A 13,965-nucleotide genomic window follows, 5' to 3' on the forward strand; every position below is an offset into this window, starting at 1 on the left:
CGACCGCCGGAGCCCACGCCGTGACGCTGCGTCAGCTGCGCTATTTCGCCGTGCTCGGCGAAGAACTGAACTACCGGCGCGCCGCGGAGAAGCTCTTCATCACGCAGCCGGCGCTGTCCACCGCGATCAAGCAACTGGAGCACCAGTTCGGTGTCGTGCTTTTCCACCGCAACACCCGCGAGGTGGCGCTGACCGATCTGGGCGCCGCCTGGCTGCCGCAAGTGCAGCAGGCGATCTCCGGGGTGGACGCGATCGTCGACAACCTGATCATGCTGTCCGGCACCCGCCGCGGCGTGCTGCGCGTCGGCTACCTGATCGGCACCGGTGCCGATCTGCTGTTCCGGCTCGTCCGCCATTTCGAGGCCGCCTACCCCGACGTCACCGTCGAACCCATCGAATACGACTTCTCGGATCCGACGGCCGGGTTGGCGGACGGCACCACCGAGGTCGCCATCATCCGGCCTCCGGTCGACCTTCCCGACCACCGCATGCTGATCCTCGACTCCGAGTCGTGGGTGGCGTGTCTGCCGCGCGACCACCGGCTGGCCGAGCGGCACGAGGTCGAGATCGCCGAACTGCTCGACGACCCGATCGTGTGCGCCCCGCTGACCGCGGGCACGTGGCGCGACTACTGGCTGGCGATGGACGTCCGCGGCAACCGGCCGCCGACCATCGCCGCGGTCGCGGCGACCTACGAAGCGGAGACGACGGCCATCGCGCGTGGGCTCGGGATCAGTTTCACGACGTCATCGGTGGCCCGGTTCTACGACCGCCCCGGCATCGTCTACGTGCCGGTCAGTGACCGGCCGCCCAGCCATACCGCACTGGCCTGGAACCCCGCTGAGCTGACGCCCCAAGCCGATGCTTTGGTCAGGCACGTCCAATCGCAGTGGAGCTTCGGCGATCGCGACTCCACTGACCCCGACTGATAAGCGCAGGTTATGAGCAGATCAAAACATGAAACTTCCGGTGGTCGCCGGATGGCGGTTTCCTTTCCCCAGGTGTTCTTCCGACTGGCTTGACCTGGAGCGACCATGACCGACGCAATAGCCCCACCTACTCATTCACCGCGGCGTGACCTCAGTGCCGAGGACGCCAAGCTGGCCGAACTCGGCTACACGCAAAAGCTCGACCGCTCGGTCGGCAAACTGGCGTCGTTCGCGATCGGATTCGCGACCATCAGCGCCACCACCGCCGTCTTCACCGGATTCGGCGCCGGCTACTTCACCGCGGGCGCACCATTCGTGTGGACGCTGCTGCTCGCCGGCGCAGTGTTCGCCCTGTGGACGTTCATCGCCGCGGACCTGACCGCCAAGCTGCCGCTCGCGGGCTACTCGTATCAGTGGATCAGCCGCATCAACGGACCCAACCTCGCCTGGTTCACCGGCTTCATCGCGTTGATGGGCTGGGTCTGCGGCATGACCGGAGTCGGCTTCATCCTGTCCGGCTACCTGGGCGGGCTGATGGGCTGGAGCATGACTCAGACCACCCAGATCCTGCTCGCGATCGCGGTGGTGTTCGTCTGCGTGCTCATCAACATCTACGGTGTGCGGTTCGCGACCATGGTCAACAACATCGGCGTCAGCCTCGAGCTCGTCATCACGGTCGGCGCCACTGCGCTGATCGCCGTCATCGCGTTTTCCGCTCCCGAGAACCACCAGCCGATCTCGGTGCTGTTCACCGGCGGTGAGTCCGGCGACAAGGACTCCTACATGCTGGCGTGGCTGGCCGCCGCACTCGGGCCGTTCTTCGGGCTCATCGGCGTGGAATCCGGTGCCGACGTCGCCGAGGAGACCAAGGACGCCCGCCGCGTGGTCCCGAAGACGATGTTCTATGCGCTGATCACATCGATCGTGATCGAGTTCCTGATGTATGTCGTCTACGTGCTGGCCATCAAGGATCCCGTTGCGGTGGAGGCCAACTCGGCTGCGCCCATCGAGGAGATCATCACCCAGCAGGCAGGCCCCACCGTCACGAAGATCATCGTCGCGATCGCGCTGACCAACATCCTCGCGTGCCTGCTGGCCAACATCCTGGTGGCGACCCGGCTGACGTACTCGATGGCCCGCGACAACATGCTGCCGTTCTCCCACGTGTGGCGGCACGTATCCCCGAAGAGCAAGGCGCCGACCTATGCTGTGCTCGGATTGGGTTGCCTGTCAACGGCTCTGCTGCTCTCGGCGCTGGTCAACGAGAAGGCGTTCAACTACATCATCGGCATCGCGTCGCTGCTGTTCTTCTTCGTCTACATCCTGCAGACCATCGGCCTGCTCGTCGGCTACAAGCGGGGAACCATCCCCGCGCCGGAACCGGGAACGTTCGACCTGGGCCGGCTCCGGTTGCCGCTCTACATCACCGCGCTGGTGGTGTTCCTCGGGGTCGCCGTCGCGCTCCTGTTCCTGCCCCAGTTCACCAGCAATAAATGGGTCTTCCTCGGCATCGTGGTGCTCGCCGCGATCTGGTGGGCCACCGGACTCAAGTCACGCCTGAGCAAGGGTGACGCCGGCGCGAACTACGCCAAGACCCACGGCCTGTAATCCCGGGTCGCTGACCTTCGAACCTCGAAAAGGACTCAAAGACATGACTGTTACCGACCAAGGCACCTCCAACCTCGTCGCCGTCGAACCAGGCGCCATCCGCGAAGACACCCCGCCCGGCTCGGTGATCCAGTACAGCGACTACGAACTGGACACCTCCAGCCCGTTCGCCGGCGGCGTCGCGTGGATCGAGGGCGAGTACATGCCCGCCGAGGAAGCCAAGATCTCGATCTTCGACACCGGCTTCGGGCACTCCGACCTCACCTACACCGTCGCGCATGTGTGGCACGGCAACATCTTCCGGCTCGGTGACCACCTCGACCGCCTGCTCGACGGGGCCCGCAAGCTGCGCCTCGACGCCGGCTATTCGAAGGATGAGCTCGCGGAGATCACCAAGAAGTGTGTGAGCCTGTCGCAGCTGCGCGAGTCCTTCGTCAACCTGACCGTCACGCGCGGTTACGGAAAGCGCAAGGGGGAGAAGGACTTGTCCAAACTCACCCACCAGGTCTACATCTACGCGATCCCGTACCTGTGGGCGTTCCCGCCCGCCGAGCAGATCTTCGGGACGACGGCCATCGTGCCGCGACACGTGCGCCGCGCCGGCCGCAACACCGTCGACCCCACCATCAAGAACTACCAGTGGGGCGACCTGACCGCGGCCAGCTTCGAAGCCAAGGACCGCGGCGCCCGCACGGCCATCCTGCTCGACTCCGACAACTGCGTCGCCGAAGGACCCGGCTTCAACGTGTGCATCGTCAAAGACGGCAAGCTCGCCTCCCCGTCGCGAAATGCATTGCCAGGCATCACCCGCAAGACGGTCTTCGAACTCGCCGATCAGATGGGCATCGAAGCCACACTGCGCGATGTCACAAGCCACGAGCTGTACGACGCCGACGAGATCATGGCCGTCACCACCGCCGGCGGCGTCACCCCGATCAACACCCTCGACGGGGAGGCGATCGGAAGCGGCGAACCCGGGCCGATGACGGTCGCCATCCGTGACCGATTCTGGGCGCTGATGGACGAGCCCTCGCCGCTGATCGAGGCCATCGAGTACTGAGGACGAGCGGTTCGCACGGGTTAACCACACCCGTGCGGATGCTCGTGCCGAGATCAACACCGCGGTTGCGATTGATACGGTGCCCTGCCGAGATCGCAGCCGTGATGCCGAATTGGCCTACACCGTTCGGACAGAACTATCCGAAGGCCGGCACGCCCGGGGTCGCTCACGCTGGTCGCGCCACGCCGCCGACCGGCCCTGGTGGACGGGCGAACGGCTAACGTGGACCTGTGCTCGACTTACACGGAGATCCGATCGCTCTGACCGCGGCCCTGGTGGACATTCCCAGCGAGTCGCGACATGAGACACGGATCGCCGACGAGATCGAGACCGCTCTGCGCGAGCAGACGACCGGCTTCGAGGTGATCCGCAACGGCGATGCGGTCCTCGCCCGCACGAACTTCGGGAAGCCGTCGCGGGTGCTGCTTGCCGGACACACCGACACCGTCCCGGCGGCCGACAATGTACCGAGCCGACTGGCCGACGGGATCCTGCACGGCTGCGGAACCTCTGACATGAAATCGGGCGACGCGGTGTTCCTGCACCTGGCTGCCACCGTCACCGATCCGGCCCACGACATCACCCTGGTCATGTACGACTGCGAGGAGATCGAAGCGTCGGCCAACGGGCTCGGCCGCATCGAACGCGAACTGCCCGACTGGCTGGCGGCCGACGTCGCAATCCTGGGCGAACCGTCGGGCGGATTCATCGAAGCCGGATGCCAGGGGACACTGCGGGTCATCGTGAGCGTTGCAGGAACCCGTGCGCATTCGGCACGATCCTGGCTGGGCGACAACGCGATTCACAAACTCGGTGCGGTGCTGACTCGGCTCAAGGCATACCAGGCGCGCAGCGTCGACATCGACGGCTGCGTGTATCGGGAGGGGCTGTCGGCGGTGCGGATCGACGGCGGTATCGCCGGCAATGTGATCCCTGACGCCGCGACGGTCACCGTGAACTTCCGATTCGCACCGGATCGCAGCGTCGAACAGGCCTACGCGCATGTGCAGGAGGCGCTCGATGGACTCGACGTCACGATCGAACTCACCGACTCGGCCGCGGGAGCCCTGCCCGGTCTCACCCGACCTGCGGCGGCGACGCTCGTCGAGGCCGCCGGGGGACAGGTGCGCGCCAAATACGGCTGGACCGACGTGGCACGGTTCGCGGCGCTGGGCATTCCCGCCGTCAACTACGGTCCCGGTGACCCGAACCTCGCCCACCGCGTCGACGAGAATGTCGAGGTCGCCCAGATCACCGCGGTCACCGAGGTGTTACGGAGATATTTAATCGGTTGACCGCGCCGATAACCTGAACACATGCTCTCGCGCTGACGGCCCCCGGTCTCTGTTCGCACGACACGAGAGCATCTGCATGCCATCGATCATCTGCAGCCATCTGTCCTTCGCGTGGCCCGACGACACGCCACTGTTCACCGATCTGTCCTTCTCCGCCGGCCCCGGCCGCACCGGGCTCGTCGCGCCCAACGGCGCAGGCAAGAGTGCACTGTTGCGACTCGTCGCCGGTGAACTGCAGCCCGCCGAGGGCGTGGTGACCGTCGACGGCGTCATCGGGTATCTGCCTCAGACACTTCCCCTGCGCGACGACCGCAGTGTCGCAGAAGTCCTCGGCATCGCGGCCGTCATCGACGCACTGAACGCCTTGGCCGCAGGCGATTCCAGCGACAGTGTGTTCACCGCGATCGGCGACGACTGGGATGTCGAAGAACGCGCCCGGGTACAACTCGACCGACTCGGGCTCGCGCACGTCGGTCTAAACCGGTCGCTGCGGTCGCTGTCAGGCGGTGAGGTCGTGACGCTCGGGCTAGCCCGGGAGTTGCTCCGTCGCCCCGACATTCTGCTGCTCGACGAACCCACCAACAATCTCGACGTCGACGCAAGGCAACGGCTGTACGAGGCGCTCGACGACTTCGCGGGCTGTCTGTTGCTGGTCAGTCACGACCGGGTGCTGCTCGACCGGATGGACCGTATCGCCGAGCTCCGCCGCAACGAAATCACCTACTATGGAGGCAATTTCACCGCCTATCAGAACATGGTGGCCGAGTCGCAGCGTGCTGCCGAAGATGCGGTGCGCAATGCCGAGCAGACATTGAAGCGCGAGAAGCGGCAACGCCAACAGGCCCGGGAGCGGGCCGACAAGAAAGCAAGTACCGCCGCACGTACGGTCAAAGACGCCGGCCTGCCGAGGATCGTCGCAGGGGCGATGAAGCGCCGGGCGCAGGAGACGTCCGGGCGCAACGATGACGTCCACGCCAGACGGGTCGACGATGCCGCATCACGCCTCGACGCTGCTGAGCGCGCGTTGCGCGACGACGACGCTCTCGTGGTCGACCTGCCCGAAACATCTATACCGTCTAGTCGAATGGTGCTGGAAGCCAGGGGATTACGGATCACCAGGGGCAGCCGCACGCTGGTCGACGGTCTCGACCTGATGGTGCGCGGTCCGGAGCGGATCGCGTTGACCGGACCCAACGGAGCGGGGAAGACGACGGTGTTGCGCGCGCTTCTGGGTGAACTCGCACCGGATGCGGGCACAGTCACCGTCGCCGGCGGGAGAGTCGCGTATTTGTCGCAACGCCTTGACCTGCTCGACGACGACCGTACCGTCGCCGAAAATCTCGCGGCTTCGGCCCCGAGCCTGTCGACCACGCGACGCAGACACCTTTTGGCGCAGTTCCTGTTTCGCGATGAAGCCGTGGATCGTCGGGTAGGGGTCCTGTCGGGCGGAGAGAGATTGCGCGCCACGCTGGCGTGTGTGATGTTCGCCGAACCCGCGCCACAGCTGCTCCTTCTCGACGAGCCGACTAACAACCTCGACCTGGTCAGCGTCGGGCAACTCGAGAGCGCCCTGCTCGCCTATCAGGGAGCGTTCATCGTCGTGAGCCACGATGCAACGTTTATCGACGCGGTCGGTGTGGATCGAGTGTTGCGCCTCGACGGGGGCAGTCTTCGGGAGCTCTAGCTGATCGCAGGCCGTGTCGGCGCGGGTTGCGGCTCGGCGGGAGGAATCGGGGCGGGCTCGGTGGTGGATTGCGGTCCTTCGGCCGCATCGTCTTCGGCGCGCTCGTCAGGCTTGTCCTCGGCGTCCTCGTCGTCGCGCTCCGGGGTGTTCTCCTCGGCCGGTTCTGCAGTGGGTGAAGTGGCGGGAATCTCAGGGGACTCTGAACCTGTTGCCCCCGAACCGCTCTGCTGAAGGCCCTGCATCAACTGCTGAGGCAGCTGCTGCAAAGGCTGGGCGAGGGCCGCCAGCGGCGCCGCGAGCGCCTGGCCGATCTGCCCGAGCTGGCTCAGCTGTCCCACCGCCTGGCCGAGGGCGTCCGTCGCGCCGCCCCCTGGTGAGCTCGTCGCAGCGGCGCCGCCCGGCGAACCTGTAGCGGCACCACCGGGCCCCTGCGCGATCTGATCCGCCGCCGCCCGGATCGCGTCGCCGCCCCTCTGGTCACCGCGCTCGTAGGCCGCCGCGGACTGGTGCAACAACTCCGAGATCAGTTCGCCCGCGGACTGCGTGCCGGCGATCGTGCTCGCCCTGCTCCCCAGCGCTCCGCTCAGCGCGGCGTCGACGGCAGCGGCGATGGTTCCATGGGAGGCGCCAACCGAACCGGGCGGTGCCGCGGAAAGTGAGCCCAGACCTGCGGCGACACCGGTATGAATGTCCCCAAGGGAGCGCACCCCATTCGCATCCACCGACAGGGACTCGGTCATGACCACACCTCCGGACTCCTCGCTTCGATGGTAAGAGCGCGACGTCGGGCCTCCGCGCACCAAAAGTCTGCAGGCGGCACCCGCAGGGTCGTAGCGTCGGCACGTGGACGTTCTCAAGATCGCCTTGCTGGTGTTCCTGGCCGTGGCGGTGCTCACAGTCGTGGTGGTGTTTATCCGCGCAGTGGTGACGAAAGGCTTTCCCGACCGCCGATCCTCCGAGCACTTCGACCAGATCTACTACGGCGCCATGCCGCCGACACCCAAGCCGCCCTGGGTGGACGACCGCGACGACAAGCCGCGCGACTAGCCCCGATCCACCGCTTTCGCCAGCGCCTCGCGCCCGAACGCGCAGTCGACCTCGCCGGACAGGCGTTTCAGCGATTCACCGGCCCGCGGGTCACCCAACCGCACGCCGTCGAGGGACGCTCTCAGCGCGACCGCCGTCTGTCCGCCGCGCTCCGCCGCTTTCACGGCCTCCCGGACCGCAGCCACCGCCCCGTGATCGTCGCGGCGGGCCGCCATCGTCCACGCCCGCGCCAGCGCCAGCTCCGGGGCGAACAGCATCGACTTCAGACCGTGCCGAGACTCGGCGCGCGACAACGCTTTTCCCGCCTCCACAGTCTGGCCGAGCTGGCCCAGTGCCTGTGCGAGCAGCATCCACGCCAGCGGCCCCCACGAATACCCGGTGGGGGCCAGCGTCGCCGCGGCCTCGCGCAGCAAGGTCACCGCACGTGGCAGCTCACCCGCAGCGATCAGGGCATCGGCGATCAGCACCTCGCCGATCGCGCGCCCAGGCTGACGACGCTGGGCGAGATCGGTCAACCGCTGGGCCAGGCCGAGCGCCTTTTCCGGCTCGCCGGTCATCACCAGTGTCGTCGTCTGACCGAATCCACTGGTGAACCGCAGCAGCCCCGGCTGGCCGGCGCTCAGCGCCCGCTCGGCCAACGCGTCGACGTCGGAAAACCGACCCATCCGCGCCGAACTCAGCGCGGCAGCCGAGGCTGCCCAACCCACGGCGGTGTCGTCGGCATCCGGTGATTCCAAAACCTCGGCCGCGATTTCCCTTGCCCGGCTGACATTGCCGGCATTCATTGTGAACGTCGCGGACAGGGCGTCCAACGTGATCCGCGCTGTCGGTGACGACACCTTTCCCCGGGTGGCACGCAGAAACGCCGTTGCCCGTTCTGGTTCGGACAGCATCCAGAACTGATTGGCCGCTGTCGGCAGCGCCCACGCCATCAACTCGTCCTCGGTCAGTTCGCCGGGATCGATTGCGGCGAGAACGGAGTCGGCCTCCCGTCCGCGACCCTGCCAGGCAAGCGCATAGCCGACGGTCAGCCGGGCATCGAGGTCCGACGACTGCCCGAGCGCGGCCCGACCCAGACGTTCGCTGAGTTCGAGGTCGCCGAGCCGCAGCGCCTCGCGAGCCGCGGCACACACCTCGGACGCCGACTGAGGACGATCGCTGCCGATAGCCAGCGCCGCCATCCGCAGTTGTCCCACCACCCCGGAGCTGCCAGCCGACAGGCGTTCGACCATGGCGGTGCGCAACCGCCGCAGATCGGGCCCGCCCATCGCGTCCCGGACCGCGTCGAGGAACAGCGGATGCGCCGGGCGCAGGCCGTCGTCCGTTTCGACGACCGCGCCGCTTTCGAGCGCCGCACCCACCGCGTCGTGGCCCGCGAGCGCTTCCGCGTCAACGCGCGGCAGCGGATCTGCCACCGACAGGAATTCCAGCACCCGGTGCGCTGCGGCAGGCAGCGTCTCGACGAATTCGGCGACCTGCGCCATCAACCGGCTGTCGTCGTGGCCCGGGGGCTGCAGGTCGACTCGCGTCAGCAGACCGTCGCGCCACAGGGCGGTCACCTCGGCCGGCACCGGGCCGGCGTTCACCGTCGCGGTGACGAGCAGGCGCGCCGTACCCGCCAGCGCCAGCTGATAGACGAGTGCGGCCGACAGCGTGTCCAGCAGGTGCGCATCGTCGACGATCAGCAGCCGCCCGTCCCCGAGCGTCTCCCTCGCGGCCCGCAACACCGTGGTGGTCGTGCCCGTCTCCGGCACGTCGAGAAGTCTCTCGAACGCGGCGAACGGAACTGCCTGCCGCGACGCCGTCGCGCACACCCACTCGACGCGGGGAAAACCCGCGCCAACGCGTTCGGCGGCGAGCCGCACCAGCGTCGTCTTGCCGACACCCGCCGGACCGATCAGCACCGCGCCGGCGCGGGTGCGCACCCCGAATTCGAGCTGGTCGAGGGCCGGCTCGGTGGGAGCGATCACCCATCCGAGAGGCAGAGGCGCAGGCACACGCCGGAGTCTATGTCGCTAGGTTGGTGATGTGTCCCGAGATCCAGACCGTGAGTGGGCAGTCTGCGTCTACTGCGCATCGGGCCCGGTTCACCCCGAGCTGTTGGCGCTGGCAAGCAAAGTCGGAAAGGGCATCGCCGATCGCGGTTGGACCCTTGTGTCGGGCGGGGGCAACGTCTCGGCGATGGGGGCGGTGGCGGCCGCCGCGCGCTCGCACGGCGGATACACAGTGGGGGTGATCCCCAAGGCTCTCGTGCACAGGGAAGTCGCCGACACCGAAGCCGACGAACTCGTCGTCACCGACACGATGCGGGAACGCAAGCAGGTGATGGAGGACCGCGCCGATGCGTTCATTGCGCTGCCCGGCGGCATCGGAACCCTCGAAGAATTCTTTGAAGCCTGGACAGCGGGCTATTTGGGTATGCACACGAAGCCGATCGTGATGCTCGACACTGTTGGGCACTACGACGGTCTCCTGGCATGGCTGCGGGGGTTGGTCGGAACCGGGTACGTCGCTGAGGGTGCGATGCGGCGTCTCGTTGTCGTCGATGACGTGGACGACGCTCTGGCTGCCTGCGCTCCACCGCTAGGGTGACCCACAAAAATCGAAGCGGAGGAAAAACGGCCGATGACCGAGCAGAAGTCCGGGACCCGTCACAGCGTCGGGTTGATCGATATCGCCAAGCAGGTTCCGGGTCTGCTGAAGGACACGCCGACGATGGTGCGCGGCGTCGTCACCGGCTTCGGTGCCAGGCCATCGGCGAAGACCTCGATCGGAAAGGTCTTCCAGGAGCGCGCAGCCCAACATGCAGGCAATGTGTTTCTGAAGTTCGAGGACACCGAGATCACCTACGGCGAGGCCAACGAGATGGTCAACCGCTATGCGGCGGTGCTGGCCGCCAAGGGTGTCGGCCACGGTGACGTCGTCGGCATCATGATGCGCAACTCGCCCGAACCGATTCTGCTGATGCTCGCGGCGGTCAAGTGCGGGGCGATCTCGGGGATGCTGAACTTCCACCAGCGTGATGAGGTGCTCAAGCACAGCCTGGGCTTGCTGGACGCGGCGGTGGTGGTCGCCGAGACCGAGTTCGTCGAGCACATCACCGACTCGGGCGCCGACACCGACGGGCTGATGACGCTCGACGACCTCAAGCAACTCGCCGAGACCGCGCCGACCTCCAACCCCGCAACCACCGCGGCAGTGCTGGCCAAGGACAAGGCGTTCTACATCTTCACCTCGGGCACCACCGGGATGCCGAAGGCCAGCGTCATGACCCACTACCGCTGGCTGCGGGCTCTCGCCGGCTTCGGCGGTCTCGGGATGCGGCTGAACTCTCACGACACGCTGTACTGCTGCCTGCCGCTCTACCACAACAACGCGCTGACGGTGGCGCTGTCCTCGGTGGTGAACACGGGTGCCGCGCTGGCCATCGGTAAGTCGTTCTCGGCATCGAAGTTCTGGGACGACGTGATCCGCTACGACGCCACCGCGTTCGTCTATATCGGCGAGGTCTGCGCGTATCTGCTTAACCAGCCGGAGAAGCCGACCGACCGCCAGCACAAGGTGCGGGTCATCTGTGGCAACGGGTTGCGGCCGGCGATCTGGGACGACTTCACCCAACGCTTCGGCATCAAGCGGGTCTGCGAGTTCTACTCGGCCAGCGAAAGCAATACGGCGTTCGTCAACTTCTTCAACCTCGACAAGACCACGGGCATCTGTCCCAGCCCGGTGGCCTTCGTCGAGTACGACGAATCCGGCGACCCGGTCCGCGACGACAACGGCCGAGTCAAGAAGGTCAAGAACGGCGAGCCCGGCCTTCTGCTGTCGAAGGTCAGCAGCTTCCAGCCCTTCGACGGCTACACCGACAAGAAGGAGTCGGAGAAGAAGCTCGTCCGCGACGCCTTCAAGGAGGGTGACGTCTGGTTCAACACCGGCGACCTGATGCGGGCGCAGGGCTTCGGGCATGCGGCGTTCACCGACCGGCTCGGTGACACCTTCCGCTGGAAAGGCGAGAACGTGGCCACCACCGAGGTCGAGGCCGCCCTGTCCACCGATTCGCAGGTCGAGGAGGCCACGGTGTTCGGCGTCGAGGTGCCCGACACCGGCGGAAAGGCCGGCATGGCCGCGATCCAGCTCAAAGAAGGCAAGGAGTTCGACGGCAAGGCGCTGGCGAAGGCGGCCTTCGACAAGCTGCCCGGCTATGCCGTGCCGCTGTTCGTGCGCGTCGTGGAGGAACTGGCTCACACGTCGACCTTCAAGAGTCAGAAGGGTGACCTGCGCAAGGAGGGCTACGGCGGTTCCAGTGGCGAGGGCGACGAAGACGACGTGAAGGTTGAAGACCCGATCTTCGTGCTGTCGGGCCGCGACGAGGGCTACGTCGAGTTCTACGAGGAGTACCTCGTCGAGGTCAAGGACGGCAAGAAGCCCAAGTAGGAGGCGAATCGGGCGCGCAAAACGACGCTGAGCGTCGTCGAGCGCGCCGGATTCACGGCGAAACGTAGCCTGGTGACGTGCAGTCGACGTTTCTGGGGCGCCCGGTGGCGGGTGATCGCGCGCTGATCATGGCGATCGTGAATCGCACCCCGGATTCGTTCTACGACCGCGGCGCGACGTTCACCGACGACGCGGCCAAAGAAGCCGCGCATCGCGTCGTCGCCGACGGCGCCGACATCGTCGACGTCGGCGGGGTCAAAGCCGGTCCGGGCGAGATGGTCGACGTCGACGAGGAGATCGCACGCGTTGTGCCGTTCATCGAATGGTTGCGTGGCACCTTTCCGGATCAGCTGATCAGCGTCGACACCTGGCGCGCAGAGGTCGCCAAACAGGCATGCGCGGCGGGTGCGGACCTCATCAACGACACCTGGGCTGGCGCCGATCCCGACCTGCCCGGGGTCGCGGCCGAGTTCAACGCCGGCCTGGTCTGCTCCCATACCGGCGGTGCGGCCCCGCGGACACGGCCGTTCCGCGTCAACTACGGGCTGTCCGAGCGGGGCGTGGTCGACGACGTCATCGCCGAGGTGACCTCAGCGGGCGAGCGCGCCGCAGCGCTCGGCGTGCGGCGGGACGGCATCGTCATCGATCCGACCCACGATTTCGGCAAGAACACTTATCACGGTCTTAGTTTGTTGCGCCACGTGGAAGACCTTGTAAAAACTGGATGGCCGGTCCTGATGGCGCTCAGCAACAAGGATTTCGTCGGGGAAACTCTGGGTGTGAGCCTCACTGAACGCCTGGAGGGCACCCTGGCCGCGACGGCACTCGCCGCCGCGGCGGGAGCCGCGATGTTCCGGGTGCACGAGGTGGGGCCCACACGTCGGGTACTGGAGATGGTTGCGTCGATCCAAGGCGCCCGTCCGCCGAAACGCACGGTGAGGGGATTGGCATGACCGTTCTGTCTGATCGCGTGGACGAATTGACCGCGCACGGGGTGGCCGATCATCCCTGGTTGAGTGATCACAGCTGGAGCCGGCCGACCTGGACGATCGCCGAGTTGGAAGCCGCCAAGCGCGGGCGGACCGTGTCCGTGGTGCTTCCTGCGCTCAACGAAGAGGAGACCGTCGCCAGCGTCGTGGAGACGATCACCCCGCTGCTGGGCGGTCTCGTGGACGAGCTGATCGTGCTCGATTCCGGTTCCACCGACGACACCGAGATCCGCGCGGTCGCCGCGGGGGCCAGGGTGGTGAGCCGTGAGGTCGCACTGCCCGAGGTGGCGCCGCAGGCCGGCAAGGGCGAAGTCCTGTGGCGCTCGTTGGCCGCGACGACCGGCGATGTCATCGCCTTCGTCGACTCCGACCTGATCGACCCCGATCCGATGTTCGTGCCCAAGTTGCTCGGTCCGCTGTTGACGGCCGAGGGCGTGCATCTGGTCAAGGGCTTCTACCGGCGCCCGCTGAAGGTCAGTGGCAAGGAGGATGCCAACGGTGGTGGCCGCGTCACCGAGTTGGTCGCGCGTCCGCTGCTGGCCGCACTGCGTCCCGAGCTGATGTGCCTCTACCAGCCGCTGGGTGGCGAGTACGCCGGCACCCGCGAGCTGCTGACCGCGGTGCCGTTCGCTCCTGGCTACGGTGTGGAGATCGGGCTGCTGATCGACACGTACGACCGGCTCGGGCTCGATGCCATCGCCCAGGTCAATCTCGGGGTGCGCACCCACCGCAACCGGCCGCTGACGGAGCTGGCATCGATGAGCAGGCAGGTCATCGCCACGCTGCTGTCGCGGTGCGGCGTCCCGGACTCCGGGGTCGGGCTGACTCAGTTCTTCGCCGACGGTGAGGACTACACCCCGCGGACGTCGACGGTGTCGCTGGCGGACCGCCCGCCGATGATCACGCTGCGCCCGCGCTAGGA

12 protein-coding genes are annotated in these 13,965 nt (G+C 66.8%); 10 read left to right on the top strand and 2 right to left on the bottom strand.

Features of this window, described 5'->3' with window-relative positions:
- The first annotated feature begins 20 nt into the window (after positions 1 to 20).
- The 5 genes from AWC12_RS03375 to AWC12_RS03395 all read left to right on the top strand — a co-directional run bounded on the left by AWC12_RS03375 (position 21) and on the right by AWC12_RS03395 (position 6,576).
- The gene (locus AWC12_RS03375; RefSeq protein ID WP_024448133.1) at positions 21 to 929 is read left to right on the top strand and encodes a LysR family transcriptional regulator; all 909 of its coding nucleotides are present in this window, start codon (positions 21 to 23) and stop codon (positions 927 to 929) included.
- A gap of 105 nt (positions 930 to 1,034) precedes the next feature.
- The gene (locus tag AWC12_RS03380) at positions 1,035 to 2,537 is read left to right on the top strand and encodes an APC family permease (RefSeq protein ID WP_085172400.1); all 1,503 of its coding nucleotides are present in this window, start codon (positions 1,035 to 1,037) and stop codon (positions 2,535 to 2,537) included.
- A gap of 43 nt (positions 2,538 to 2,580) precedes the next feature.
- Positions 2,581 to 3,597 carry an aminotransferase class IV gene (locus AWC12_RS03385; RefSeq protein ID WP_024448131.1) on the top strand — a complete coding sequence of 339 codons (1,017 nt, stop codon included), beginning with the start codon at positions 2,581 to 2,583 and terminating at the stop codon, positions 3,595 to 3,597.
- Between the two features lie 230 nt (positions 3,598 to 3,827).
- A complete protein-coding gene (gene dapE, locus AWC12_RS03390; protein WP_024448130.1) occupies positions 3,828 to 4,892 on the top strand; it encodes a succinyl-diaminopimelate desuccinylase in 1,065 nt (354 codons plus the stop codon).
- A 76-nt stretch (positions 4,893 to 4,968) separates the two neighbouring features.
- The gene (locus AWC12_RS03395) at positions 4,969 to 6,576 is read left to right on the top strand and encodes an ABC-F family ATP-binding cassette domain-containing protein (protein ID WP_085172402.1); all 1,608 of its coding nucleotides are present in this window, start codon (positions 4,969 to 4,971) and stop codon (positions 6,574 to 6,576) included.
- Here the strand turns inward: AWC12_RS03395 and AWC12_RS03400 are convergent.
- Positions 6,573 to 7,316: a type VII secretion target gene (locus AWC12_RS03400; protein ID WP_085172454.1), complete on the bottom strand. Its 744-nt coding sequence runs from the start codon at positions 7,314 to 7,316 to the stop codon at positions 6,573 to 6,575. The genes AWC12_RS03395 and AWC12_RS03400 overlap by 4 nt on opposite strands.
- Positions 7,317 to 7,419: 103 nt before the next feature.
- On the opposite strand from AWC12_RS03400, the gene AWC12_RS03405 reads away from it, so the two are divergent.
- On the top strand, positions 7,420 to 7,623 hold the full coding sequence (locus AWC12_RS03405; RefSeq protein WP_024448127.1) for a hypothetical protein: 204 nt from the start codon (positions 7,420 to 7,422) through the stop codon (positions 7,621 to 7,623).
- On the opposite strand, the gene AWC12_RS03410 is transcribed toward AWC12_RS03405, so the two are convergent.
- On the bottom strand, positions 7,620 to 9,608 hold the full coding sequence (locus AWC12_RS03410) for an AAA family ATPase (protein ID WP_024448126.1): 1,989 nt from the start codon (positions 9,606 to 9,608) through the stop codon (positions 7,620 to 7,622). The two genes, AWC12_RS03405 and AWC12_RS03410, sit on opposite strands and share 4 nt — an antisense overlap.
- A 43-nt stretch (positions 9,609 to 9,651) precedes the next feature.
- Here AWC12_RS03410 and AWC12_RS03415 point away from each other — a divergent pair, with 43 nt between their 5' ends.
- From AWC12_RS03415 to AWC12_RS03430, 4 genes are all read left to right on the top strand, one after another.
- Positions 9,652 to 10,215 carry a cytokinin riboside 5'-monophosphate phosphoribohydrolase gene (locus AWC12_RS03415; protein ID WP_024448125.1) on the top strand — a complete coding sequence of 188 codons (564 nt, stop codon included), beginning with the start codon at positions 9,652 to 9,654 and terminating at the stop codon, positions 10,213 to 10,215.
- Between the two features lie 33 nt (positions 10,216 to 10,248).
- The gene (gene fadD6 / locus AWC12_RS03420; protein WP_085172404.1) at positions 10,249 to 12,054 is read left to right on the top strand and encodes a long-chain-acyl-CoA synthetase FadD6; all 1,806 of its coding nucleotides are present in this window, start codon (positions 10,249 to 10,251) and stop codon (positions 12,052 to 12,054) included.
- A gap of 77 nt (positions 12,055 to 12,131) precedes the next feature.
- Entirely contained in the window at positions 12,132 to 13,007 is an 876-nt protein-coding gene (folP, locus tag AWC12_RS03425) for a dihydropteroate synthase (protein WP_085172406.1), read from the top strand.
- Entirely contained in the window at positions 13,004 to 13,963 is a 960-nt protein-coding gene (locus AWC12_RS03430) for a glucosyl-3-phosphoglycerate synthase (protein WP_024448122.1), read from the top strand. The genes folP and AWC12_RS03430 overlap by 4 nt, the downstream gene beginning before the upstream one ends.
- Positions 13,964 to 13,965: the final 2 nt, after the last annotated feature.

It is taken from the genome of Mycolicibacterium iranicum (genome assembly GCF_002101705.1).
Classification (GTDB): domain Bacteria; phylum Actinomycetota; class Actinomycetes; order Mycobacteriales; family Mycobacteriaceae; genus Mycobacterium; species Mycobacterium iranicum.

Excerpts from the sequence above, each read along its gene's own strand:
- AWC12_RS03380 (WP_085172400.1), top strand. The coding sequence starts at position 1,035 with ATGACCGACGCAATAGCCCCACCTACTCATTCACCGCGGCGTGACCTC.
- AWC12_RS03385 (WP_024448131.1), top strand. The coding sequence starts at position 2,581 with ATGACTGTTACCGACCAAGGCACCTCCAACCTCGTCGCCGTCGAACCA.
- AWC12_RS03395 (WP_085172402.1), top strand. The coding sequence starts at position 4,969 with ATGCCATCGATCATCTGCAGCCATCTGTCCTTCGCGTGGCCCGACGAC.
- AWC12_RS03400 (WP_085172454.1), bottom strand. The coding sequence starts at position 7,316 with ATGACCGAGTCCCTGTCGGTGGATGCGAATGGGGTGCGCTCCCTTGGG.
- fadD6 (WP_085172404.1), top strand. The coding sequence starts at position 10,249 with ATGACCGAGCAGAAGTCCGGGACCCGTCACAGCGTCGGGTTGATCGAT.
- AWC12_RS03430 (WP_024448122.1), top strand. The coding sequence starts at position 13,004 with ATGACCGTTCTGTCTGATCGCGTGGACGAATTGACCGCGCACGGGGTG.